This is a genomic window from Leucobacter albus (assembly GCF_039528015.1).
Taxonomy (GTDB): domain Bacteria; phylum Actinomycetota; class Actinomycetes; order Actinomycetales; family Microbacteriaceae; genus Leucobacter; species Leucobacter albus.
Genome location: NZ_BAAAKZ010000007.1, coordinates 16400 through 36708 on the forward strand (window position 1 = coordinate 16400; position 20309 = coordinate 36708).

The 20309-nt window shown below is 70.9% G+C and carries 17 protein-coding genes, 1 tRNA gene and 1 pseudogene; 5 read left to right on the forward strand and 14 right to left on the reverse strand.

The window, feature by feature from the left end; all coding sequences use genetic code 11:
* Nucleotides 1-179: 179 nt before the first annotated feature.
* Nucleotides 180-260, reverse strand: a tRNA-Tyr gene (locus ABD115_RS08715).
* A 94-nt stretch (nucleotides 261-354) separates the two neighbouring features.
* Between ABD115_RS08715 and ABD115_RS08720 the strand changes: the two genes are divergently transcribed.
* Nucleotides 355-897, forward strand: coding sequence for a GNAT family N-acetyltransferase (locus ABD115_RS08720; RefSeq protein ID WP_343960316.1), 543 nt, complete (start codon nucleotides 355-357; stop codon nucleotides 895-897).
* A gap of 95 nt (nucleotides 898-992) precedes the next feature.
* On the opposite strand, the gene ABD115_RS08725 is transcribed toward ABD115_RS08720, so the two are convergent.
* From ABD115_RS08725 to ABD115_RS08755, 7 genes are all read right to left on the reverse strand, one after another.
* Nucleotides 993-1733, reverse strand: a complete 741-nt coding sequence (locus ABD115_RS08725) for a hypothetical protein (protein ID WP_343960317.1) — start codon at nucleotides 1731-1733, stop codon at nucleotides 993-995.
* A 58-nt stretch (nucleotides 1734-1791) separates the two neighbouring features.
* A complete protein-coding gene (locus ABD115_RS08730; RefSeq protein ID WP_343960318.1) occupies nucleotides 1792-5712 on the reverse strand; it encodes an aldehyde dehydrogenase family protein in 3921 nt (1306 codons plus the stop codon).
* 101 nt (nucleotides 5713-5813) lie between these two features.
* Nucleotides 5814-6806, reverse strand: a complete 993-nt coding sequence (locus ABD115_RS08735) for an ABC transporter substrate-binding protein (RefSeq protein ID WP_343960319.1) — start codon at nucleotides 6804-6806, stop codon at nucleotides 5814-5816.
* 237 nt (nucleotides 6807-7043) lie between these two features.
* A complete protein-coding gene (locus tag ABD115_RS08740) occupies nucleotides 7044-7835 on the reverse strand; it encodes an ABC transporter ATP-binding protein (RefSeq protein WP_343960320.1) in 792 nt (263 codons plus the stop codon).
* 2 nt (nucleotides 7836-7837) lie between these two features.
* On the reverse strand, nucleotides 7838-8779 hold the full coding sequence (locus ABD115_RS08745; protein ID WP_343960322.1) for an ABC transporter permease: 942 nt from the start codon (nucleotides 8777-8779) through the stop codon (nucleotides 7838-7840).
* Nucleotides 8780-8843: 64 nt separating this feature from the next.
* Nucleotides 8844-9920 (reverse strand): histidinol-phosphate transaminase, encoded by a 1077-nt coding sequence (gene hisC / locus ABD115_RS08750; RefSeq protein ID WP_343960324.1) that lies wholly within the window; start codon nucleotides 9918-9920, stop codon nucleotides 8844-8846.
* A gap of 199 nt (nucleotides 9921-10119) precedes the next feature.
* A complete protein-coding gene (locus tag ABD115_RS08755; RefSeq protein ID WP_343960325.1) occupies nucleotides 10120-10710 on the reverse strand; it encodes a YbhB/YbcL family Raf kinase inhibitor-like protein in 591 nt (196 codons plus the stop codon).
* A gap of 101 nt (nucleotides 10711-10811) precedes the next feature.
* Between ABD115_RS08755 and ABD115_RS08760 the strand changes: the two genes are divergently transcribed.
* The gene (locus ABD115_RS08760; RefSeq protein WP_343960326.1) at nucleotides 10812-11588 is read left to right on the forward strand and encodes a FadR/GntR family transcriptional regulator; all 777 of its coding nucleotides are present in this window, start codon (nucleotides 10812-10814) and stop codon (nucleotides 11586-11588) included.
* A gap of 84 nt (nucleotides 11589-11672) precedes the next feature.
* On the opposite strand, the gene ABD115_RS08765 is transcribed toward ABD115_RS08760, so the two are convergent.
* Complete coding sequence (locus tag ABD115_RS08765; protein ID WP_343960327.1) at nucleotides 11673-12503, reverse strand: MerR family transcriptional regulator; 831 nt, start codon at nucleotides 12501-12503, stop codon at nucleotides 11673-11675.
* A gap of 157 nt (nucleotides 12504-12660) precedes the next feature.
* Between ABD115_RS08765 and ABD115_RS08770 the strand changes: the two are divergent.
* Nucleotides 12661-13423, forward strand: a pseudogene (locus ABD115_RS08770) (SGNH/GDSL hydrolase family protein).
* A 33-nt stretch (nucleotides 13424-13456) separates the two neighbouring features.
* On the opposite strand, the gene ABD115_RS08775 reads toward ABD115_RS08770, so the two are convergent.
* From ABD115_RS08775 to ABD115_RS08795, 5 genes are read right to left on the reverse strand one after another with little or no spacing between them, the layout of a single operon-like run.
* On the reverse strand, nucleotides 13457-13852 hold the full coding sequence (locus ABD115_RS08775; protein ID WP_343960328.1) for a Fur family transcriptional regulator: 396 nt from the start codon (nucleotides 13850-13852) through the stop codon (nucleotides 13457-13459).
* Nucleotides 13852-14706: a metal ABC transporter permease gene (locus ABD115_RS08780; RefSeq protein WP_343960329.1), complete on the reverse strand. Its 855-nt coding sequence runs from the start codon at nucleotides 14704-14706 to the stop codon at nucleotides 13852-13854. Before ABD115_RS08780 ends, ABD115_RS08775 begins: the two co-directional genes overlap by 1 nt.
* Complete coding sequence (locus ABD115_RS08785; RefSeq protein WP_343960330.1) at nucleotides 14703-15764, reverse strand: metal ABC transporter permease; 1062 nt, start codon at nucleotides 15762-15764, stop codon at nucleotides 14703-14705. The genes ABD115_RS08780 and ABD115_RS08785 overlap by 4 nt, the downstream gene beginning before the upstream one ends.
* Entirely contained in the window at nucleotides 15761-16603 is an 843-nt protein-coding gene (locus ABD115_RS08790) for a metal ABC transporter ATP-binding protein (RefSeq protein ID WP_343960331.1), read from the reverse strand. The genes ABD115_RS08785 and ABD115_RS08790 overlap by 4 nt, the downstream gene beginning before the upstream one ends.
* Nucleotides 16600-17847, reverse strand: a complete 1248-nt coding sequence (locus ABD115_RS08795) for a metal ABC transporter substrate-binding protein (protein ID WP_343960332.1) — start codon at nucleotides 17845-17847, stop codon at nucleotides 16600-16602. The genes ABD115_RS08790 and ABD115_RS08795 overlap by 4 nt, the downstream gene beginning before the upstream one ends.
* A 383-nt stretch (nucleotides 17848-18230) precedes the next feature.
* On the opposite strand from ABD115_RS08795, the gene ABD115_RS08800 reads away from it, so the two are divergent.
* Both ABD115_RS08800 and ABD115_RS08805 read left to right on the forward strand, forming a co-directional pair.
* Complete coding sequence (locus tag ABD115_RS08800) at nucleotides 18231-18698, forward strand: hypothetical protein (protein ID WP_343960333.1); 468 nt, start codon at nucleotides 18231-18233, stop codon at nucleotides 18696-18698.
* A 9-nt stretch (nucleotides 18699-18707) separates the two neighbouring features.
* Nucleotides 18708-20204, forward strand: a complete 1497-nt coding sequence (locus ABD115_RS08805) for an amidase (RefSeq protein ID WP_343960334.1) — start codon at nucleotides 18708-18710, stop codon at nucleotides 20202-20204.
* The last annotated feature ends 105 nt before the right edge of the window (nucleotides 20205-20309 follow it).

The window sequence follows — 20309 nt, forward strand, 5'->3', positions numbered from 1 at the left end:
GGGTGCCCTCGGAGGCAAGTACAGGGATCGGCTGGCAGCGGGGGCGGCAGCGGGGGCGGCAGCGGGGGGCGGCGGCTGGGGCAGCGGGGCTACGGCTGCGCCCGCAGCGGCAGCAGCGGCGGCGGCCGGGAAGCCGAAATGCCCGGCCAGAACTGTGTCTGACCGGGCATTTCTCAGGGTGGCGGGTGAGGGATTTGAACCCACGAAGCTTACGCGTCTGATTTACAGTCAGATCCCTTTGGCCGCTCGGGCAACCCGCCGTGATCGTGTGAACACGACCAGGGAATAACATTACCGGGTCACCGCCCCGAACGGAAATCGAATACGCCACCTGCCGCGTGTCAGAATCTCTGTATGCCCAATCTCCCCGAGAACTACACGCTGCACTCGGCCCTTGGCCTCGACAGCCTCAATGCCCGCACCTTCCACGAAATTGCCAAACTGCGCCAGGAAGTGTTCGTGCTTGAGCAAGACTGCGTGTACCTCGACCTCGATGGTCGCGACACCGAGTCGACAACGGAGCAGTTTTGGGTCGCGGCTCCCCTACCTGCGCAGGCCGCACCCCCGCAAGCGGGCGAGTCGGGCGGGGCGGCGCCCAGCTCGTCACAGCCGGTGGTTGCCGCGACGCTCCGCGTGCTCGACGAGAGCGCACGGGAGCCGGGCCTCCACGCGATCGGACGCGTGGTCACCAGCGCGAATCACCGGGGCAAGGCGCTCGCGGCTGCCCTGATGGAGGCCGCTGTCGCACGGTACGGCTCCGGCCCCCTCGTGCTCGAGGCACAGTCACACCTCACCGGCTGGTACGAAAGGTTCGGGTTCGTCGTCGATGGCGACGAGTTCGTGGAAGACGGCATTCCTCACACCCCGATGCGCCGGCCGCTAGCCGCGCGGAGCTAGCCGCCCAGAGAGCGTAGAGCTAGCGCCCGGGCCGCACCGAGCGAGCGGAGCTAGCCGCCCAGCCAGCGCGGAGCCAGCGCGGAGCCAGCGCGGAGCTAGCGCTCCAGGCCCAGTGCCTCGAGCCGGTCGAGCCACGCGTCGGCGGTCGCGTCATCGAACGGGGCGGTCTGAGCGCGCACCCGAGCCTCGAGGTCGAGGGCGAGCGCCTCGAGCTGATCCATCACCGGGCGAGGGTAGCCGTATCTCACCGAGTGCTCCGCCCACTCGTCGCGATCGTCGACCCAGGTGCCGCGCGGCCCCTCGACGCGCACGACGTCGAGATCCATATCGATGCCGGTCGCGAGCACCTCGCCGGAGCCGGCGGCGAGCGCCGTCCCGTCGTCGCGGCCGGGAGCGAGCGTGATCGGCGCTCCAGCCGCGCCGCCAGCCACGCCAGCACCGGCACCTCCGCCAGCCCCTCCGCCAGCACCCTCGCCATCACCGTCGGGCTCAAAGCCGGCTTCACCCTGCCAGCGAATATCCCACCCGAGGTCGATGTAGATGCGCATGCCCTTGCGGTGCCCGCGGTTTACCGTCAGCGAGAAGTCTGGCTGCGCAATGCCGGCCAGCGCGAACCCGCTGCCATCGCCCCTCGAGGGCACCAGGGTGACGCTCGGTGCGCCGACGGTGTAGGCGCGGCCTGGCCGAGCGCTCGCCCAGCCCGTCGGCTGGCCGACCCAGTCGCCCCAGGAGTCTGACCCGAGGTACACGCACTCGTGCCGCCAGTGCGGCGAGCCGTTCCACTTGCGCCACTGAAAGATCATGGGGGTGCCGGGTTCCGGTCGCGACGTCTGCACAGCCCGAGTCTACCGAGGGGCGCTGCCCGCGCCCCGCACGCCCCCAGCGCACCCCCGCTCAGTCGAGCAGCGCGTCGAGCCCCGGCGCAGCCTCGGCGAGCCCGTGCCGCTCGGCCCGCACCGACACCGACTGCTCGCGAACGAGGGTCAGCAGCTCGACGGGGCCAGCCATGGTCACCGGCTCGGCCCACAGCGCCGCCCGGTCGAGCCCGCCCATCCACTCGGCAACGCGCACGCGGTCACCACCGATGAGCCGCACGCGCTCCGCGACCAGCCCGCGCGGGCCTGTCGGCCCCTCGGCGGCGAGCCGCTCAAGCCAGGCCTCATCGCGTTCGAGCGACACCTCGATGCCCTGCGACGCGAGCAACGACAGCACCTCGGGCGGCAGCACCACGCCGGTCGACACGGCAACCGGGGCCCGCACGAGCAGCGCCGCGGCGAGCACGCGCAGCAGCCCGGCAACCGACCCCTGCTCGGCGAGCCTCAGCTGCACCACGACTCCGACGGCGCGCAGTGCGTTGCGCTCGACTCCGAGGCCGATCGTGTCTTCGACGGCGCCGAGGTCGGTCTGCCAGGTGAGCTGGTCTGAGAGCGCGGCCCTGCGCAGCTCGTCGAACTCTTCGTACGAGAGCGTCGGCTGTGCCGCCTCGATGAGCAGCACGACCTCTGGGGTGAGGCCCCGCAGGTGAAGCGTCTCGCTGCGCTGGCCTGGCCGGCGCTCCCACGAGCCCTGCGCGACGAGCCAGTGCGGCCCACCGCCGAGCGCCGGGAGCCCCATCACCGCGTCGTTCCAGCCACCGAAGGGCTGCCGCTCGATGCTCGAGGCGCCGAACCGGGCCGCGCCGATGGGGCGGTTGACGGCGAGCGAGGCGGCCTCGACGCGGCCGAGCCAAGCGAGCACCTCGTCGTCGTCCCACGATTGAATGGCGGCGAAGGCGCCGCTGCCTGCGGCATTCTGCAGCGAGACGGCGTCGCCGAGCAGCTGCGTCGATGCGAGGCCGATGACGGGCAGCCCGCGGGCGTCGTCCCAGAACGGGGAGCCTGCCGAGACGCCAAGCCGCACGCCTGGGCTCCACAGCCGCCCCTCGTCGTCGAGCTGTTCGGGCTGCACGAGCCACTCCTCGCCCGGCCCGAGCTCGGTGAGCGCGGCGAGGCCGGCCTGGCTGGGTGGCGCGGGGAGCGGGCCGATGTCGAAAGCCAGCGGATCCTCACCCGTCGGGCGCGCGGTGTCGCCGACCCGCAGCCTCCTCACCGCGTCGGCGAGCGCCGCGCGAAAGCCACGCGACCTGGCGACGCTCGCGAGCATGATGACGGTGTTCGTGCTGCCGAGCGCGGTAAGGGTGCCCCGAAACGCTGAGTCGATGATGTCGTGGATCGCCCGGCCTCGCTCAGCGGCTGGGGTGACGACGATCGAGCCGCGGGCCGTGAAGTGACCCTCGACCCGCAGGTCTGGTCGGCGCCTGGCGAGGTCGCGGCCGAGCGCGCGGTCGCCGAGCACGATAGCCCGGTCGACGTGCTCGGTCGCGCCGAGGGCGGCGAACGCCTCCTCGCCGACCACGCTGACGGTGCGCACGGCCCCGGGGGTGAGGCCGCCGGCCTCCCACTCCTCGACGCACGCCTCGGCGGCCCTGAGCGCGCCCGGCGAGACCGCCCAGAGCGCGCCGGCGCCGCTTCCGAGCACTGCGAGCACCGCCGAAGCCTGGGCGGCGAGCGGGGCGCTCGCGTCGGCAACGACGAGCACGAGCCTGTCTGGCACGAACGTCGCACCGCGCACGACGCGCAGGCCGTCGGCGAGCTGCGCCGCGTAGCGCGCAGAGTCGATGACGTGGTTCACGGCGGCGTCGAGCTCGCGAAACGGCGCCCCGGTGCCGGCGGCCAGCTCGCTGATGAGCCGGTCTCGGGCGGCAGCGGTGGCGAGGGCGACCCTGCGCAGCCGCACGGCCCGACCCTCGTGCCGCAGCTCGGCCCAGCGGGCAGCGGCCTCGCGCGCGGCGAGGGCGGCCGCGGCCGGGTGCAGATCCGCCTCCGTGAGCGCGACCGTCTCGTCGAGGCGATCGCCGCGCATCGCGATGTCGGTCGCGCGGCGCAGCAGCCCGCGCGCCCACTCGCGGTTCGCGGGGAGGCTCGCATCTGTCGGCGGTTCGTTCGCGAACCCGGAGCGCGAGACCACCGGGATCGTGCGGGCCGGCGCGACCTCCTCGAGCTTCACTTCGCCCGTCGCGCCGCGGGCGAGGCCCAGCACTGCGGCGGTCAGGCCGCCGGTGTCTTGGGTCTGCGGCTCGGCCGGCGGGCGGTAGAACAGGGCGCTGTCTCGCTCGCTCGGATCCCACTCCCTAGCGCGCTGCTGCTGGCGGTGGCTCGGGGCAGCCGGCTGCGCTGCGAGCTCGGCAGCAGCCCGGAACGCGGCCGGGCTGAGCCGCGTCGGCTCGACCCCGGCGGCCTCTGCCAACAGCCCGACGAGGTACCGGGCGCTCTCGTCGTACTCGCCCTTCGGCACAATCGGCAGGCGCAGCCGCACGGGCGGGTGGGTGATGCCCGCCGCAAACCCCCCGGCTGCCTGGCCGCCCGGCGCCGATCCGCCCGGCGCCGATCCGCCCGGCGCTGATCCTCCCGGTGCCGATCCGCCCGCCGCCGCGCTACTCGGCACAGCGCCGCCAGCCCCGTCGCCGGCCCCGTCGCCGGAGCCCGAGCCGGCGCCCGAGCCGGCGCCCGAGCCAGCCCCGTCGCCGGCGCCCGACAGCTCCCCAACGAGCACCCCGGCGAGCTCGGTTGCGAGGCCGCCGCGCAGCTGCAACGCGAAGAGCTTCTCGGAGCCCAGCCGGCGCGCGGCGAGCGTGGTCGCCGCCACCACGAGCGGGTCTTCGCTCGCAATCACGGGGCGCAGCACCGCCGCTCGGCTCGGGTGCAGCGCCACCTCGATGAGCCGCAGCAACTGCGCGGCTCGCGCGGTTGGGTCTTCGATAACCGCGACGGGCAGCCCCGCGTGAATCGCTGCAACACGCTCGTGAGCGGCGACATCGCCGTACCCGAGAATCACCTCTACGGGCGCACCGCCGTCGGCAACGCGGCGCCGCGCGAAGCGGTGGATCGTCGCGTAGACCTCCCACGATTCAGGCAGCTCTGCGAGCAGGCTCGCCCCGATCTCGAGCCTGTCGAGCTCGGAGCACCCAACGGCCCGCACGAGAAACTCGGCGAGCTGCTTGCCCCACACCGTGTCGTGCGGCTCTACCGTGAGCCGCACGCCGTGTTCGAGCGCCGCCTCGAGCACTGGCCGCGCGCGGGCAACGGCGAGGGTGAGGTCGGCCTCGATGCTCCACTCCGTTGCCCCCGGAACGAGCCGTGCTGGGTCGAAGGCGAGCTCCTTCACCGCTGGGTGCGCGATGAGCGCGAGCAGCCGCTCGACCTCAGTGGCGGCCCCGGCCTCGCCGTGCACGTGGTCGCCGGTGAGCGAGAGCAGCACGGTGTGACCGCGCTCGCGGTAGCCGCGGAGCGCCTCGGTGAGCGCCGTGAGCCGACCGGGCAACTTCGCCTCGAACAGCACGCCTGGCAGCCGCGCGAGCAGGTTCTTGCGGGCCGCGGGCCGCACAACCCACGGCAGGCCGAGCGAGGCAACGCCGCCCGCGCGCAGCAGCAGGCGGTCGCGCGCCGGCATGCGGTCTGGGAGCTCGCCCTTGGACACGCCGCGCAGGCCCATAGCCGCGGTAAAGGCGTCGGCGGGGCCGAAGAGTGCGTCGATGAGCTGGCGGGTGAAGTCGAGGCTCTCGGGGCTCGCGGCGAGGTCGCCGAGCAGCCCGCCTGGCGAGCTCGCTCCGGTGCTGCCGTCGGTGGCGGTCGCTGCGCCGCTCGCGGCGGCAGGTGCCTTGCCGGGGTGCGGATCCTCGCCGCCAGCAAGCCCCGCCTCCCAGTCGCGCACGCGCTGCTCGGCGGCAGCCGTGACAGACGCCCACACCGATGCCTCGTTCGCCTGCTCGTCTCCCATGACCCCACTCTAAAGCGGCTGCCTCGCGAAACCCCGTGAACACGCGAGCGCCCCGCGCACCTTTCGGTGTGCGGGGCGCTCGGGCAGTGTCGCTCGGCTACTTAGCCGACCTTCTCGGCCTTCCCGAGAATCTCCTCGGGAATCGTGACACCCATGCGCTTCGCAGCGTCTTCGTTCACGACGTAGGCGAACTCCTTCGAAACCTCGACGGCCATGGTCGCGGGGTCGGCGCCCTCGAGCACCTTCAGCGCCATCTCGCCGGTCTGGTAGCCGAGCTTCGTGTAGTCGATGCCGAGCGTGATGACCGCGCCGCCCTCGACGGTGCCGGCCTCGGCCCCGATGACCGGGATCTGCTTGTCTTCAGCAACCTGCACGAGCGATGCGATGCCGGCGACGACCATGTTGTCGGTCGGCACGTAGATCGCGTCGACGTCGCCGAGCGCCTCGGTCGCAGCTGCGATGTCGTTGGCGGTGGTGACGGTCTTCGTGACGACCTCGAGGCCGAGGGGGCCGGCCGCTTCGGTGACCGCGTCGACCTGCACCTGCGAGTTGACCTCGCCCGAGGCGTAGACGATGCCGACCTTCTTCGCGCCGGGCACGACCTCTTGCAGCAGCGCGAGCTGCTCGTCGAAGGGCGCGAGGTCGCTCGTGCCGGTGACGTTGCTGCCCGGGGCCTCGTTCGACTCGACGAGCTGGCCCTCAACCGCGTCGGTGACTGCGGTGAAGAGAATCGGCTTGTCGGTGATCGCCTGCGCCGCGGTCTGCGCCGATGGGGTTGCGACCGCGAGCACGAGGTCGACGTCTGAAGACGCGAAGCCCTGCGCGATGGTGACCGCGGTCGACTGGTCGCCGTTCGCGTTCTTGTCATCCCAGGTGACGGCGACGCCAGCGTCTTCGAACGCCTGCTTAAAGCCGGCGGTCGCCGCGTCGAGCGCTGGGTGCTGCACGAACTGGCTGACGCCGATCTTGTACGAGGCCTTCGCCTCGTCACTCGAGTCGGTGGCGGCGGGGCTGGAGCAGGCGCTCAGGGTGAGCGCTGCGGCGGCGAGGCCGGCGAGCGCGATGCCCGAGCGGCGCAACGAGGTCAGTCGCATAGGTAAACGGTCCTTCGTGAGTGTGCCGCTGCAACACCGCAACGGCAGGGGGAAACGGCGAGGGCTTCGCCGTTTCCAGCATCGTATCGCCACAGCCCCCACCTATTCGGCATACAGATGCCGAACAGTTACGCAAACGAGACAGGGCCGGGGTGGGCTGGTCGCGCCAGATCGGCTGGCCGCGCATGGTGAGCGCCAGGCCAACGCCAGGCCAGCCGCGCGAGCAGCCCAGGGCCACTACGCGAGCAGCGCCCGGTCGTCGAAGGTCGCGCCCTTGATCTTCGCGAACTCTGCGAGCAGCAGCGGCACCGTGAGCGTCGCCTTCTCCGCAGCGTTCGCCTCGAACACGATGCGCCCCTCGTGCATCATGATGAGCCGGTTGCCAAGCCGCAACGCCTGCTCCATGTTGTGCGTCACCATGAGCGTCGTGAGGTTGCCCTCGGTGACGATGCGCTCGGTGAGGTCGGTGACAAGTGCAGCGCGCTGCGGGTCGAGAGCTGCGGTGTGCTCGTCGAGCAGCAGGATCCGCGGCTGCGTGAACCCAGCCATGAGCAGTGACAGCGCCTGCCGCTGGCCGCCGGAGAGCAGCCCGACCTTGGCGGTCAGTCGGTCTTCAAGGCCGAGCTCGAGCGATGTGAGTTCGCGGGTGAACTGCTCCCTGCGCGCCTTCGTGATGCCGCGCGCGAGCCCCCGGCGCTTACCGCGCTGCAGTGCGAGCGCGAGGTTCTGCTCGATCGTGAGGTCGGGGGCTGTGCCGGCCATCGGGTCTTGGAACACGCGGCCGACGTAGCGGGCGCGCTGAAACTCCTTGAGCTTCGCGACCGAGCGACCGTCGATGGCGATATCGCCAGAGTCGATCGGGTAGCGCCCCGAGATCGTGTTCAGCAGCGTCGACTTGCCGGCGCCGTTCGAGCCGATAACGGTGACGAAGTCGCCCTCGGCGAGCTCGAGGCTCAGCTCGACGAGCGCGCGGCGCTCGTTCACGGTGCCAGCGAAGAACGTCTTCGAGATTTCGGTGATGCTCAGCATGGTTACGCTCCCTTCGCCGCGGTCTGCGTTGGCACTGGCGGCAGGGCCGCCTCGCCAGGCCGTTTGTTGCCGCGGTTTCTCAGCGACGGGATGCGCTTGAGGAAGCCCCAGCGCGGCAGCAACAGCGCGGCGACGACGAGCACTGCCGTCATGAGCTTCATGTCGTCTTGGTTGAAACCGACGCGCAGTGCACCGAAGATGATGATGCGGTAGAGCACCGCGCCAACGACGACGGCGAGGGTTGCGAGCCAGATCCACCGCTGGCCGAGCAGCGCCTGCCCGAGAATCACCGAGGCGAGGCCGACGAGAATCACGCCGATGCCCATGCTGATGTCGGCGACGCCGTTGTACTGCGCGATGAGCGCGCCAGCGAGGCCGACGAGGCCGTTCGACAGCGACAGGGTGAGAATCTTCATGCCGTCGGTGTTCACTCCGAATGAGCGAATCATCTGCTCGTTATTGCCGGTCGCCTGGATCGCGAGGCCGATGTCGGTCGACAGGAACCAGTCGACGAGCAGTTTGATGACGAGCACGACGGCGAGGAAGATGAGAATCACGATGCCTGTCTTGCCCATCCACCCCGCGTCGCGCAGCGGGCTAATGAGCGTCTCTTCGCGCAAGAACGGCAGGTTCGACTTCCCCATGATGCGCAGGTTGATCGACCACAGCGCAATCATCGTGAGAATGCCGGCGAGCAACCCGTCGATTTTGCCCTTCGTGTGCAGAATGCCGGTGATCGCGCCGGCGATCATGCCGGCTGCGCCGCCCGCGAGCGTCGCGAGCAGCGGGCTCTGCCCCGCGTGAATGAGCGCCGCTGCGGTTGCGGCCCCCGTCGTCAGGCTGCCGTCGACCGTGAGGTCGGGGAAGTTCAATACCCTGAACGTGAGGTAGACGCCCAGGGCAAAAATGCCATAGAGCAGCCCGACTTCAATTGCGCCAATCACTTCGCGCCTCCTGCTGTGTAGTGTAAATGCTCGTCTGCTCCGGCGTGAAAGCCGAGAGTAGCCCCTACAGCAGCGCTGCCGCTGCCGCAGAGACCTCGATCACCGCATCATTCTCATGATGCGCACCGACGGAGATGCGAATCCCATCGCCTGAGAAGCAGCGTACCGAAATTCCGCGCGCCGCGAAGACCTCGGCGATCTGGTCGCTCGCCGCGCCCGCCGGAACCCACACAAAGTTGGCCTGCGAATCGATGACGGGCAGCCCAGCGGAACGCAGGCCCTCGAGGATCCGCCCGCGCTCCTCGACGAGCACGTCGACCCGCTCCTGCAACTCCGCCTCAGCAGCGAGCGAGGCGACCCCGCCGGCCTGCGCGAGGGCGCTCATCGCGAACGGGATCGCGGCCTTGCGTAGCGCCTCGGCGACCTCGGGGGGCGCGACCGCGTAGCCGACGCGCAGCCCCGCGAGCCCGTAGGCCTTTGAGAACGTGTGCAGCACCGCGACGTTGTCGTAGCGCTTGAAGAAATCGAGCCCAACAGCCGAATCAGCGTCGACGTTGAAGTGCACGTAGGCCTCATCGAGCACGACGAGCACGTGCTCGGGCACCCGCTGCATGAACTCCTCGACCGCGGCGTGGCTCACGGTGGTGCCAGTCGGGTTGTTCGGGTTGCAGACGAAGATGAGCTTCGTGCGCTCGGTGATCGCGTCGGCCATGGCCCGCAGGTCGTGGCCGCCAGAGGCATCGAGCGGCACCTCGACCGGGGTCGCGCCTGCGAGCTGCACGAGAATCGGGTACGCCTCAAACGAGCGCCAGGCGTACATCACCTCGTCGCCGGCGCCGGCGAGCGCGTGGATGAGCTGCGTTGCGACTTCGACCGAGCCAGCGCCGAACGCCAGATTCTCTGGCGCGACGTCAAGCCTTTCCGCGAGCGCCTGAGTAAGCTCAGGCGCGGCGATCGACGGGTACCGGTTCACGGCGGTCGGCAATGCTGCGGCGAGCGCTTCGAGCACCGATGGCAGCGGATCGTACGGGTTCTCGTTCGACGACAGCTTCGCGCTCAGCCCATCGTGGCCGAGCTGAGCCGGCTTGCCGGCACGGTACGCGGGGATGCGCTCGAACCCTGAACGGATCGACACTGACATGACGGAACTCCCTTTCCAAGAGGCTCCGTCAATCCTACGCGCCCGCTGCCCTACCCCCGGCCCTACCCCCGGGCGTACCCCCGCGGCTATATGGCGGTTGTTGTCGCTTCACCCGCCCTCAGGCGACAACAACCGTCATATACACGGGGGGGGGCAAGCCGCGGCCGCAGCGCCCGCGGGCGGCCGCCGCGGAGCGCCGCTACGCCGCCCCGCCGAACTCGCCCGTCGCCACGATGATGGCGCGCGCAAGCACCGCGTCGCGCATCATGAACCCGAGCACCGCGGGCGTCGCCTGCGGGTCGATGTCGATGTGCTCGACGTCGAGCGCGTGCACGACGAACCAGTAGTGGTGCACCCCCGTACCCTCGGGCGGGCCGGCGCCCACGAAGGCGGGCTCGCGCTGCTCGTTCGGCATCGTGATGGCGCCCGCCGGTAGCAGCGCCCCGCCGGCAGCCCCGCCAGCAGCCCCGCCGTCGGCACCGCCCAGCGCGCCGGCGCCGGCCGGCAGCTCGGTGACGCTCGCCGGAATGTTCGCAACTGCCCAGTGCCAGAAGCCGGAGCCCGTCGGCGCATCGGGGTCGAAGCAGGTGACGACGAAGCTCTTGGTCTCGGCTGGGAAGCCCGACCAGCTGAGCTGAGGCGAGCGGTTCGCGCCGCCCGAGCCCTCGCCGTAGAGCTCGGCGGGCAGCGGCTCGCCGTCTTGAATGTCGGTGCTCGTGAGGGTGAACCCTGGTTTCTCCGGCATCCCGGCGTACGGGTTCAGCGCGCCGCGACTCGGGTGACTAGTCATACTCGCTACGCTACCCGGGAACACGCCGGTTTGAACAGCCGCCACACGATAGACTGAGCCCACTACCAGCGACGCAGCAGTGATGCAGATTGGAGCGCGGCATGGCGATCACAACTGGCTCCGAGCGCGCACGTGGCGCGCTCTCATACCTTCGGCGCAAGATTTCCACGGGCGAGTGGGCCGTCGGCGAGCGCATTCCGATCGAGCCAGAGCTCTCCGAGCAGATGGGCGTTGGTCGGTCGACCGTACGCGAGGCGGTGCGCTCGCTCGCCAGCATGGGCATGCTCGAGACGGCGCCGGGCCGCGGCACCTTCGTGCGGTCGTCGACGCCGACAAGCTCGCTGCTCGACGAGTTTCTCGCCGATTTCTCGCTCGAAGAGATTCTCAGCTACCGCCGCGCGCTCGAGGTCGAGGCCGCCCAGCAGGCGGCGCTGCACCGCTCTGACGAAGACATTGCCGCGCTCGAGCAGGCCGCCATCGAAGAGGTCGGCTGCTCGCGCTGCCCCGTGCTCAGCCTGACCGATTCGGGCGACGGCGCCTTCGACAGCCGCTTTCACCGCCTGGTGTTCGACGCCGCGAAGAACCGGTTGCTGTCTTCGCTGTACGCCGGCATCAACGATCAGCTGCGCACCCCGCAGCACCGCGGTCGCCTCGCAAATGTTGCGACCGGCGCTGAGATGGAGCGCGATCATCAGCGCGTGCTCGACGCGATCCGCCGCCGCGATTTCATCGACGCGGTGCACGCGATGGTCGACCATGTCGATCACGACGTGGTCATCGTGAACGACCAGCAAGAGGTTGTGCCGCCGCTCGCGCGCACCCCCGAGCAGCAGCAGCGCATCGACGACGTGCGCGAGGGTCGCCCCGCCGCCGTCTAACTCGACTCGCGGGGCGGCACCAGCGCCACCAAGCGGCACCAGCTCGCTACGCCCGTGTGCGGCGCCGCGAGCCAGTCCGACGCCTCACTCCCCCAGGTACACGCGCAGCGCGTCGCGCACGAGCGTGGCACCTTCGACGCCGCCATAGTTCGCTGCGAAGCGCTCATCGGCGACGTACATCTCTCCGAGCCCGCGCACGTACGGCGCGAACGCGTCGCCGCTCGGCGCCCCGGGCACGCCCTGCAGCCACGCGATGTGGCGCTCCGCGAGCGCCTGCGCGGCCTCGGAGGCGGGGCCTACTCCGGCCTGCGCCGCGGCAACCCAGTCGGCGTTCAGCTCGCGCACCTGCCCCTGCCAGGTGCGCTTGTCGCGCGCGCTCAGCGCGTTCCACCAGCGGTCTCCCGCGGCGTACGCCTCGGCGCCCCAGCGCTCGGTCACCTCCTCCCGGTGCTGCGTGTGGTCAAATCCGTCAAACATGTTGGCTGCCATGAGCCCGTTCCCTTCGTTTGGTGTGGTGAGGGCCGAGATCGTGCGCTCGACCGCGCCGATTTGCCGCTCGATCCGCTCGCGCTCGCGCGTGAGCATGTCGAGGTGCGCGGTGAGGATCCGCGACTCCGCGATCCCCGCCGACTCGGCCGACACAACCGACGCTGCCGACGCTGCCGCAGCTGCCGCCCCGGCGGTTTCCCGCTGCGCGTCTTGCGCCGCGAGCACCTCGCCGATGCGGTCGAGGCCGAGCCCAAGCTCGCGCAGCAGCAGCACGCGCTGCAGCCGCACGAGCGCGCGGTCGTCGTAGTAGCGGTAGCCGTTGTGGCCGACGCGCGACGGCGGCACAAGCCCGAGGCTGTCATAGTGCCTGAGCGTGCGCGACGTGGTGCCGGCGGCCTTCGCGATCTCTTGGATCGAGTACTCCATCTCGCGTCCTTCCTCCCTCGCCGTTGACGATATAACTTGACGTTACGTCAAGGTCAAGCGGTGCGCGAGGTGCGCTCGCGCGTGGGCAGCACGGCGGGCAGCGGCGCGGGCAGCAGCGACAACGCAGCCTCACGGCCGCGCGGCGTAGGCTTGTTCCATGGCAACTATTCGCTACGTCGCAATCGGAGACAGCTTTACCGAGGGCGTCGGCGATGAGCAGCCCGACGGCAGCGTGCGCGGGTGGGCCGACCTCGTCGCCCAGGGGCTCGCAGACGCGACAGGCGAGGCGATCGAATACGCGAACCTCGCGATCCGCGGGCGGCTCCTCGGCCCGATTCTCGCCGAGCAGCTCGAACCGGCCATCGCGCTCGGGCCGACCCTCATCAGCTTCAACGGGGGCGGCAACGACATGCTGCGGCCCGGCACCGACATGGCCTCCATCATTCGCGCGACAGAGGGGGCGCTGCTTCGCATGCAAGAGGCTGGAGTCGAGCCGCTGCTGCTCGCTGGTGCGAACCCGACCGGCGGGCTGCCCTCGGGCGGCAGCGTGAGCAAGAAGGGCACCGAGCTCACCCGAGCGGCCGGCGAGGTCGCGAGCCGCCTCGGCATCCGGTTCTCAAACAATTGGAGCGACACCGAGCTTGCCGGCAGCCAGTACTGGTCGCTTGACCGCCTCCACCTCGCCCCCTGTCGGCCACCACCGCGTCGCCGCCAACGTGCTGCGCACCCTCGGCCACGAGGCGCCGGCCGACTGGGTGACCACAGCCCCCAAGCGCGCGGCGCCAACGGCGCGCGACCAACTGCGCTACACGCGCGAGCACGTGCTCCCGTGGATCGGGCGGCGCCTCACCGGCCGCTCCAGCGGCGACGGTCGCAGCGCCAAATACCCCGAGTTCATCACGGTCGCGCCGCGCGCCTGAGCCCCGAGACCGAGCCGCGGCCCCGAACCCCGACTACGCCGCGGCCGAGCACTTCGGGCAGAGCCCGAACAGATCCACCACGTGACCGATCTCGGTGAAGCCGTGCTCGGCGCCGACGCGGCCCGCCCACTCCTCGACAACGGTCGCGGCGAGCTCGCGCGTCTCACCGCAGCGGCGGCACACGAGGTGGTGGTGGTGCGCCGTCGTCTCGCACGAGCGGAACAGGGTCTCGCCCTCGGGCGACTGCAGCGAGTCGGCGTCGCCCACCTCTGCGAGGTGCGCGAGCGCGCGGTAGACGGTCGCGAGCCCCACCGTCGAGCCGCCGTCTTTCAGGCGCCTGTGGAGCTCTTGGGCGCTCACGAAACCGGGCGCGTCGACGAGTTCGACGCGCACCGCTTCGCGCTGCCAGGTATTACGCTTCGGCTGCATCACTCACCTCCCGTGATCACTGCAGCTGGAGTCTTCCTCTCAACGGTATCGGAGACTTGGCGCGAGCGCTGCCGCAGCAGCACCGACACGAGCAGCGCGAGCACGTAGACGGCCGTCGCGGCGAGGCCGATCGCGCCGCCGGCCGCGATGTTCCACTCGCGCGAGGCCCACAGCCCAGCGAGCCCGCTCGCCGCACCGAGCAGCGCGGCGAGCGGCGGCACCCAGCCGATCGTTGGCGCAAGCAGCCGAGCCGCGGCGGCCGGCGCGATGAGAATCGCGACGCCGAGGATCGCGCCAACCGCCGGCATCGCAACGACAACCGACGCCGCGATAATGCCGACGACCACGAGCTCGACGGGCCCGGAGCGGAAGCCGGCGGCCGTGAAACCCGCTAGGTCGAAGGTGTGAAATAGGATCCGCCTGCCGAACACCGCGAGCGCCACGAGCGACGCAGCGAGCACCGCACCGGTCGCCGCCACGTCGGTCGTCGTGACCCCGAGCGGTGAGCCAACGAGCAGCGCGTCGACGGGCACGCCGAGGCCCGGGTTCGCGCTCGACAGCAGCGCCCCGAGGGCGAAGCCGAGCGCGAGCACAATGCCGCTCGACACCTGCCCACCCTGCCTGGGAACGCGCGAGAGCACCCCCATGAGCAGCACGAGCAGCGCCGCGAACAGCGCCTGGCCGACGAGCAGATTCCACCCGGCGAGCGCGAAGATCACGCCGCCCGGGAACGTCGCGTGGCTGAGCGCGACCGCGAAGAACGACCGGCCGCGAAACACGATGAGGGTGCCCGCGACGCCGGCGAGCAGGCCGAGCAGCACGAGCTCGAGCGCCGCGAGTGCGAAGTAGCTCACGGGCACACCCCCGCTCGTGTCTGCGCAGCCGCGGTTGCCTGGGTTGCGCCCGGTGGGTTGGTTGCCGCCTGCGCCGCGGCCGCCTGAGCAGCCGCGGTTGGGCGTGCCCCGGCGATCCGCCCGCCGCCTTCGCGCCCCGCGCCGCGCGCACTCCGCAGCCGACTGAGCGCGACCGACACCGCGACGGCGACGCCGTACAGCGCCACGAGGGCGAGCACGATCATCGCGCCGGGCGAGGCCGATACGCCGCCCCGTAGCGACCACTCGAACGAGCCCCAGAGCCCCGCAACCCCGGCGACGAGCGTGACAACGGCCGCGATCGGCGCGAGCAGCAGCAACCGGCCGGTGATGAGCCGCGCGACCGCGACAGGCACGACGAGAATCGCGACGACCATGAGCACGCCGAGCGCCTGCACGCCGGCGACGACGAGCAGCGCGACAGCGACGTTCAGCGCGAGATCGGTGCGAAACGCGCTGAAGCCGGCGGCCTCAAACCCCGCGGGGTCGAAGGCTCGGTAGAGCTGCGCGCGCCGCGTGACCAGCACGATTGCGATCGCGACCACCGAGACCGCGGCGATCTGCCACAGCTGGGCGGTCGTGACCGTGAGAATGCGCCCGAACAACAGCTCCTGCAGCTGCGACACATAGCTCTCACTGCGCGACACGAGCACGATCCCGAGGCTAAACAGCCCGGTGAGCACGACCGCGATGCCCGCGTCGCGCGCCGAGACGCTCCCCGCGTGCAGCCCGCCGCCGAGCGAACCGCCGCCGCCACCCCGCCCGAGCAGCGTGAACAGCAGCGCCGCGATCACCGCCGCACCGACTGCACCAGGCAGTAGCCCGGCGGTGCCGCCCACGACGGAGCCGATGACCAGACCGGGAAAGACCGCGTGCACGAGGCCGTCGCTGACGAACTCCAGCTCGCGGAAGTTAATGAAGACGCCAACGATCGCCGCGGCGACGGCGAGCACCGCGATCGCGACGAGTGCGTTGCGCATGAACGGCAGCGCGAAGATGCTCGCGAGCCCCGGCGCCGCCTCGGCGAGCCAGCCGCTCACGGCGCGTCGACCTCTCGGGTCGTCGTCACCGTGTGCTGGTCGAGCTCGACCGTCGAGTCGTGGAAGGCGTGCTGCACCGCGTCGAGCGTGAGGGCCTCTGTCAGCGTGCCGAACGCGGCCGGGTGGCCGGGCTCACCCGGTTCGTGCCCGCTCGCGAGCAGCAGCACGTGCGTGCACGCCGCCTTCGCGATCTCGAGGTCGTGGGTCGAGACGATCACGGTGCGCCCCTCGTCGCGCTGGCGGGCGACGAGCTCGAGCAGCATCTCGCGGTTCTCGCGGTCGAGGCCGTTGAACGGCTCGTCAAGCAGCAGCAACCGCGGGTTCGAGACGAGCGCGCGCGCCAGAATTGCGCGCTGCTGCTGCCCGCCAGACAGCTCGCCGAAGCGGCGCCCGGCGAACGGGGCGAGGCCGACGAGTTCAATCGCGCGGCGGATCGCCTCACGCCCCGCCCTGCCAATGCGCCCGAAGGCGCCAGCCTCTCGGTACAGCCCCATGCTCACAACGGTGCGCACCGTGATCGGCAGGCTCGTGTCGCGGGCGTCTGACTGGGGCAGCGTGCCGACGCTGCGCCGCGCCTGCTCCGGTGAGGTGCCGAGCACCCCGACCGAGCCGGCCGTGAGGTCTGCGAGCCCGAGGATGCCGCGCAGCAGCGTCGACTTGCCCGAGCCGTTCGGCCCGATGAGGGCGACGGCCGCGCCAGCTGGCACCCGCAGGGTGAGGTCTTCGACGCGGGTCTCTCCGGCATAGCCGAACGCCGCGCCCGCGAGCTCGAGGGCAGGGTGCTGTTCGCGGGCGCTCTCGCTCGCCTTTGCGCCTGCGTTCGCACCCCTGTCGCTCATGCGCCCCCTTCGAGCTCTGCCGGCACGGGGCCCGGTGTAACGCCCCAGGCTTCGAGAATAACCTGCGTGTTGTGCACGGTCGCGGCGACAAACGTCTCGGCGCCGCTGCCCTTCGTGCCGAGCGAGTCGGCGTAGAGGGCATCGCCGTCGACGACGGTGATGCCGGTCTCGCGCGCGATGGCCTGCGCAAGCTTCGGGCTCATCGACGACTCAACGAAGATGGCCTTCACTCCGCGCTCGGCGATCTTGGCGCTCAGGGCGTCGAGTTCGGCCGCGCTGGGCTCCGCGTTATCTTCGAAGCTCGGCATGATCGCGCCAGCGTAGGCGATGCCGTAGTCGTGCAGGTAGTAGCGGAGCGAGTCGTGCCCGCTCACGAGCACGCGATCGGCTGCTGGCACCAGCTCGAACTGCTCGGCGACCCAGGTGTCGAGCGCGGCGAGCTGCGCCTCGTAGGCTGTCGCGCGCCGCTCGTAGTCGGCCGCGTTGCCCGGGTCGGCCTGCGCGAGCGCGCGCCCCACCTCGGCTGCCATGCCGCTCGCGTAGCGCGGCGACGTCCACAGGTGCGGGTTAGTGTCGCCGTGGCTGTGGCCGTCGTGGTCTGCGTGATCGCCGTGCGCCTCGGGCTCGTCGGCGTGGGTTTCTGTCACATCCGCGTGGTCGTGGTCTGCGTGGTCGTGGTCTGCGTGATCGTGATCGGCGTGATCGTGCCCGGCGTGATCGTGGTCAGCGTGATCGTGATCATGATCGCCGTGTTCGTGCCCGGCGTGATCGTCGTCAGCGTGATCATTGTCGGCGTGCGTGTGGCCAGCGTGGTCTGGGGCCTCGCCGGTGTCGGCCTCGTGCTCGCCCTCGGCCGTGATCTCTTTCGCCTCGGCGAGGTCGATGCCGTCTGCGGCCGTAACCAGGGTGCCCGAGAACCCGGAGGCCTCAATCGTCGAGTCGATGAACCCCTCGAGATCTGCCCCGTTGACGATGAGCACGTCGGCCTGGCTCAGCGCAACAAGCTCCTTCGGCGAGGGGTCGAAGTGGTGGGCCGAGGCGCCAGGGGCGAGCAGGCTCGTGAGTTCGATATCGTCGCCCCCGATCTGGTGCGCGAAGTCTGCGAGCTGGGTCGTTGTCGTCACAACGCTGAGCTTGTCGCCGCTCGGCCCCTCAGCCGCTGGGCTGCAGGCGCTGAGCGCAAGCACAGCAGCTAGAGCGGGGACGATAAGGGCGGCGCGACGTGGCACGTAGGAATCAGACATGAGCATCTTTCTAAATGAGAACGAGTCTCATTCTAGCGCCTCCTGAGAATCGTTCGCAACAAGCCGAGCAACAATTCGGCCCCTGCCCGGCGCCCCGCCCCTGCGCTACATAGGTGATCCGCACTCAATAGGCAGCAGCCCGGGGCATCCGTGCCTGTGAGCGCAGATCACCCCGAGTTCTGCAGACCGGCCCGCGGGCCCCAACTCCAGCCTGCAGCTCTTCGATCGGGGTTCTGCACTCAATAGGCAGCAGCCCGGGGCATCCGTGCCTGTAGGCGCCGATCACCCCGAGTTCTGCAGATCGGCCCCCGCCCAAGCCCCACCCAAGCCCCGCCCAAGCCCCGCGGGCTACGATGGAGCCACCAGTTTTCAAAGGAGCACCCGTGACTGTACCCACCTCCACCCGCCGCAAATCAGCACCGGGCGCCGTGATGGTGCTGGCCCTGCTCGGCGCGCTCGCGCTGCTGGTCACGTTCATCATGCAGATCGCGGCAGACGCGCCGCCGCGCGACTCAGAAGAGCTCCGCGAGCAGATCCTTACCGAAATGGAGGAGTACTGGAGCACGGGGCTCCCCCTCGAGACCGGCAGGGTCGACGCCTCGACCCTCGAGGTTATCGACCGCACGAGCGAGGGCGTTGTCGCCTACGCGTTTCTCACCACCAACGACGCGCTCGGCATCGGCGTGCGCACCTCCGGCGGTGGCGGCGGCATGTCGATTTCAGACCCGGGTGAGCGCACCGCCTGGCTGAACATGACCTCGCCCGGCACCGAATCCACGCGCTCCTACGAACTCACTGTGCGACGCACCGGCAGCGACAAGGGCTACGACCACACCTTCACTGCGAAGTAGCGACAGCCGGTGCCGCAGCCAACGAGCCCGCCCCCGGGTGAATGCCCAACACAGGGCGCGGGCCAGAGCCCACCCCATCACTCGGGCAACGAGGCGCACAGCCCGGGCTGCGCTGCACCAAGCCCGAGCACAGGCCCGTTCGCTTCGGCAACGGCACTGCAGAGCGCGCTGCACGCCGGCGAGCTCAGCGCCGTCGAGGCGGCGCAGCACTACCTGCAGCGCATCGCCGAGAACCCACAGCTCGGGGCGTTCGTCACTGTCACTGCCGAGCAGGCGCTCACCGAGGCCAGCGAGGCCGACGCCGCCCTCGCGGCGTGGCAGGCAAACCGGGCCCTGCCCCCGCTGCTCGGCCTGCCGATAGCGCACAAAGACATCGTCGACGTCGCCGGCACCCCCACGACGTCGGGCAGCGCAGCTGTGCCCGCTGGGCCAGCCACGACCGACCACCCGGTGGTGGCGCAGCTGCGCGCGGCTGGCACGGTCTCCCTCGGCAAGACGCAGGTGCCCGAGTTCGGGCTCACGAGCTATTCCGAGAACCGGGTCGCGCCGCCAGCGCGCAACCCCTACGACCTCGACCTCACCCCCGGCGGCTCGAGCGGCGGCTCCGCTGCCGCCGTCGCCGCGGGGTTGCTCCCGGTCGCGCCGGGCAGCGACGGGGGCGGGTCGATCCGCATCCCCGCGCTCGCCTGCGGGCTCGTCGGCCTGAAGCCCGGCCTCGGCGCCGTGCCCGGCGACGTCGCCCGCGGGCTGCACGACAGTTTCGGGGCGCCGGTGCTCACGGTCTCGGGGCCGCTCGCCCGATCCGCCGCCGACGCCGCGCTGCTCATGGACGCGCTCGCCGACCCGGCCGCGAGCGGCTCCCACCGCGCGGCCGTAGACAGGGCCGGCGCACTCAGCGACCTGACGGTGGCGGTGAGCACGGCCTCCCCGTTCGACGCGGCGCTCGATGTAACGCTCGCGCCAGCCGCTCTTAGCGCCCTCGAGCTCGCCGCCGATCGGCTCGCCGAGCACGGGCACCGCGTCGGCGGGGCCGATTTTCGCTACGACCCCGGCTACTTCGACTTCTTTACCGAGGGGTGGATCGCCGGGCTCTCACTCCTCGAACTCGATGCAGGCCGGGCCGAGCAGCTCATGCCCCTCACCCGCGAGATGCGCGCCAGAGCGCTCGCCCGGAGCCGCGACCAGCACCGGGCGAACGCAGCCAGAATGCACGCCTTCGCCCGCTCGGCGCGTGAGCAGTGGGGGCGCACCGACATCGTGCTCACCCCAGGGCTCGCGATGGCGCCGCCGCGCATCGGCGAGTTCACGGCACTGAGCCCGGCCGACGACTATGCGCTGCAGTGCCGCTGGACCCCGTTCACCTCGATGGTGAACGTCTCGGGGCTGCCGGCGATCGCCGTGCCGATCTCGCGCGACGCGGCCGGGCTGCCGGTTGGGGTGCAGCTCATCGGGCGGGCGGGGAGCGAACCGCAGCTGCTTGCCCTCGCGGCGCAGCTCACCGCCTAGCGCGGCGCCCGGCAGCTCAGCGCGCAGCGCCCGCCAAGCGCGCCACCCGCTCATCGCGCCGCCCGGCACATGCGCCGGCACCAAGCGCGGCACCCCGGCAGCGCG

What these genes read in the sequence shown, in the direction of transcription:
- ABD115_RS08720 (WP_343960316.1), top strand. Translation starts at nt 355, where the DNA reads ATGCCCAATCTCCCCGAGAACTACACGCTGCACTCGGCCCTTGGCCTC.
- ABD115_RS08730 (WP_343960318.1), bottom strand. Translation starts at nt 5,712, where the DNA reads ATGGGAGACGAGCAGGCGAACGAGGCATCGGTGTGGGCGTCTGTCACG.
- ABD115_RS08735 (WP_343960319.1), bottom strand. Translation starts at nt 6,806, where the DNA reads ATGCGACTGACCTCGTTGCGCCGCTCGGGCATCGCGCTCGCCGGCCTC.
- ABD115_RS08740 (WP_343960320.1), bottom strand. Translation starts at nt 7,835, where the DNA reads ATGCTGAGCATCACCGAAATCTCGAAGACGTTCTTCGCTGGCACCGTG.
- hisC (WP_343960324.1), bottom strand. Translation starts at nt 9,920, where the DNA reads ATGTCAGTGTCGATCCGTTCAGGGTTCGAGCGCATCCCCGCGTACCGT.
- ABD115_RS08755 (WP_343960325.1), bottom strand. Translation starts at nt 10,710, where the DNA reads ATGACTAGTCACCCGAGTCGCGGCGCGCTGAACCCGTACGCCGGGATG.
- ABD115_RS08760 (WP_343960326.1), top strand. Translation starts at nt 10,812, where the DNA reads ATGGCGATCACAACTGGCTCCGAGCGCGCACGTGGCGCGCTCTCATAC.
- ABD115_RS08765 (WP_343960327.1), bottom strand. Translation starts at nt 12,503, where the DNA reads ATGGAGTACTCGATCCAAGAGATCGCGAAGGCCGCCGGCACCACGTCG.
- ABD115_RS08775 (WP_343960328.1), bottom strand. Translation starts at nt 13,852, where the DNA reads ATGCAGCCGAAGCGTAATACCTGGCAGCGCGAAGCGGTGCGCGTCGAA.
- ABD115_RS08790 (WP_343960331.1), bottom strand. Translation starts at nt 16,603, where the DNA reads ATGAGCGACAGGGGTGCGAACGCAGGCGCAAAGGCGAGCGAGAGCGCC.
- ABD115_RS08795 (WP_343960332.1), bottom strand. Translation starts at nt 17,847, where the DNA reads ATGTCTGATTCCTACGTGCCACGTCGCGCCGCCCTTATCGTCCCCGCT.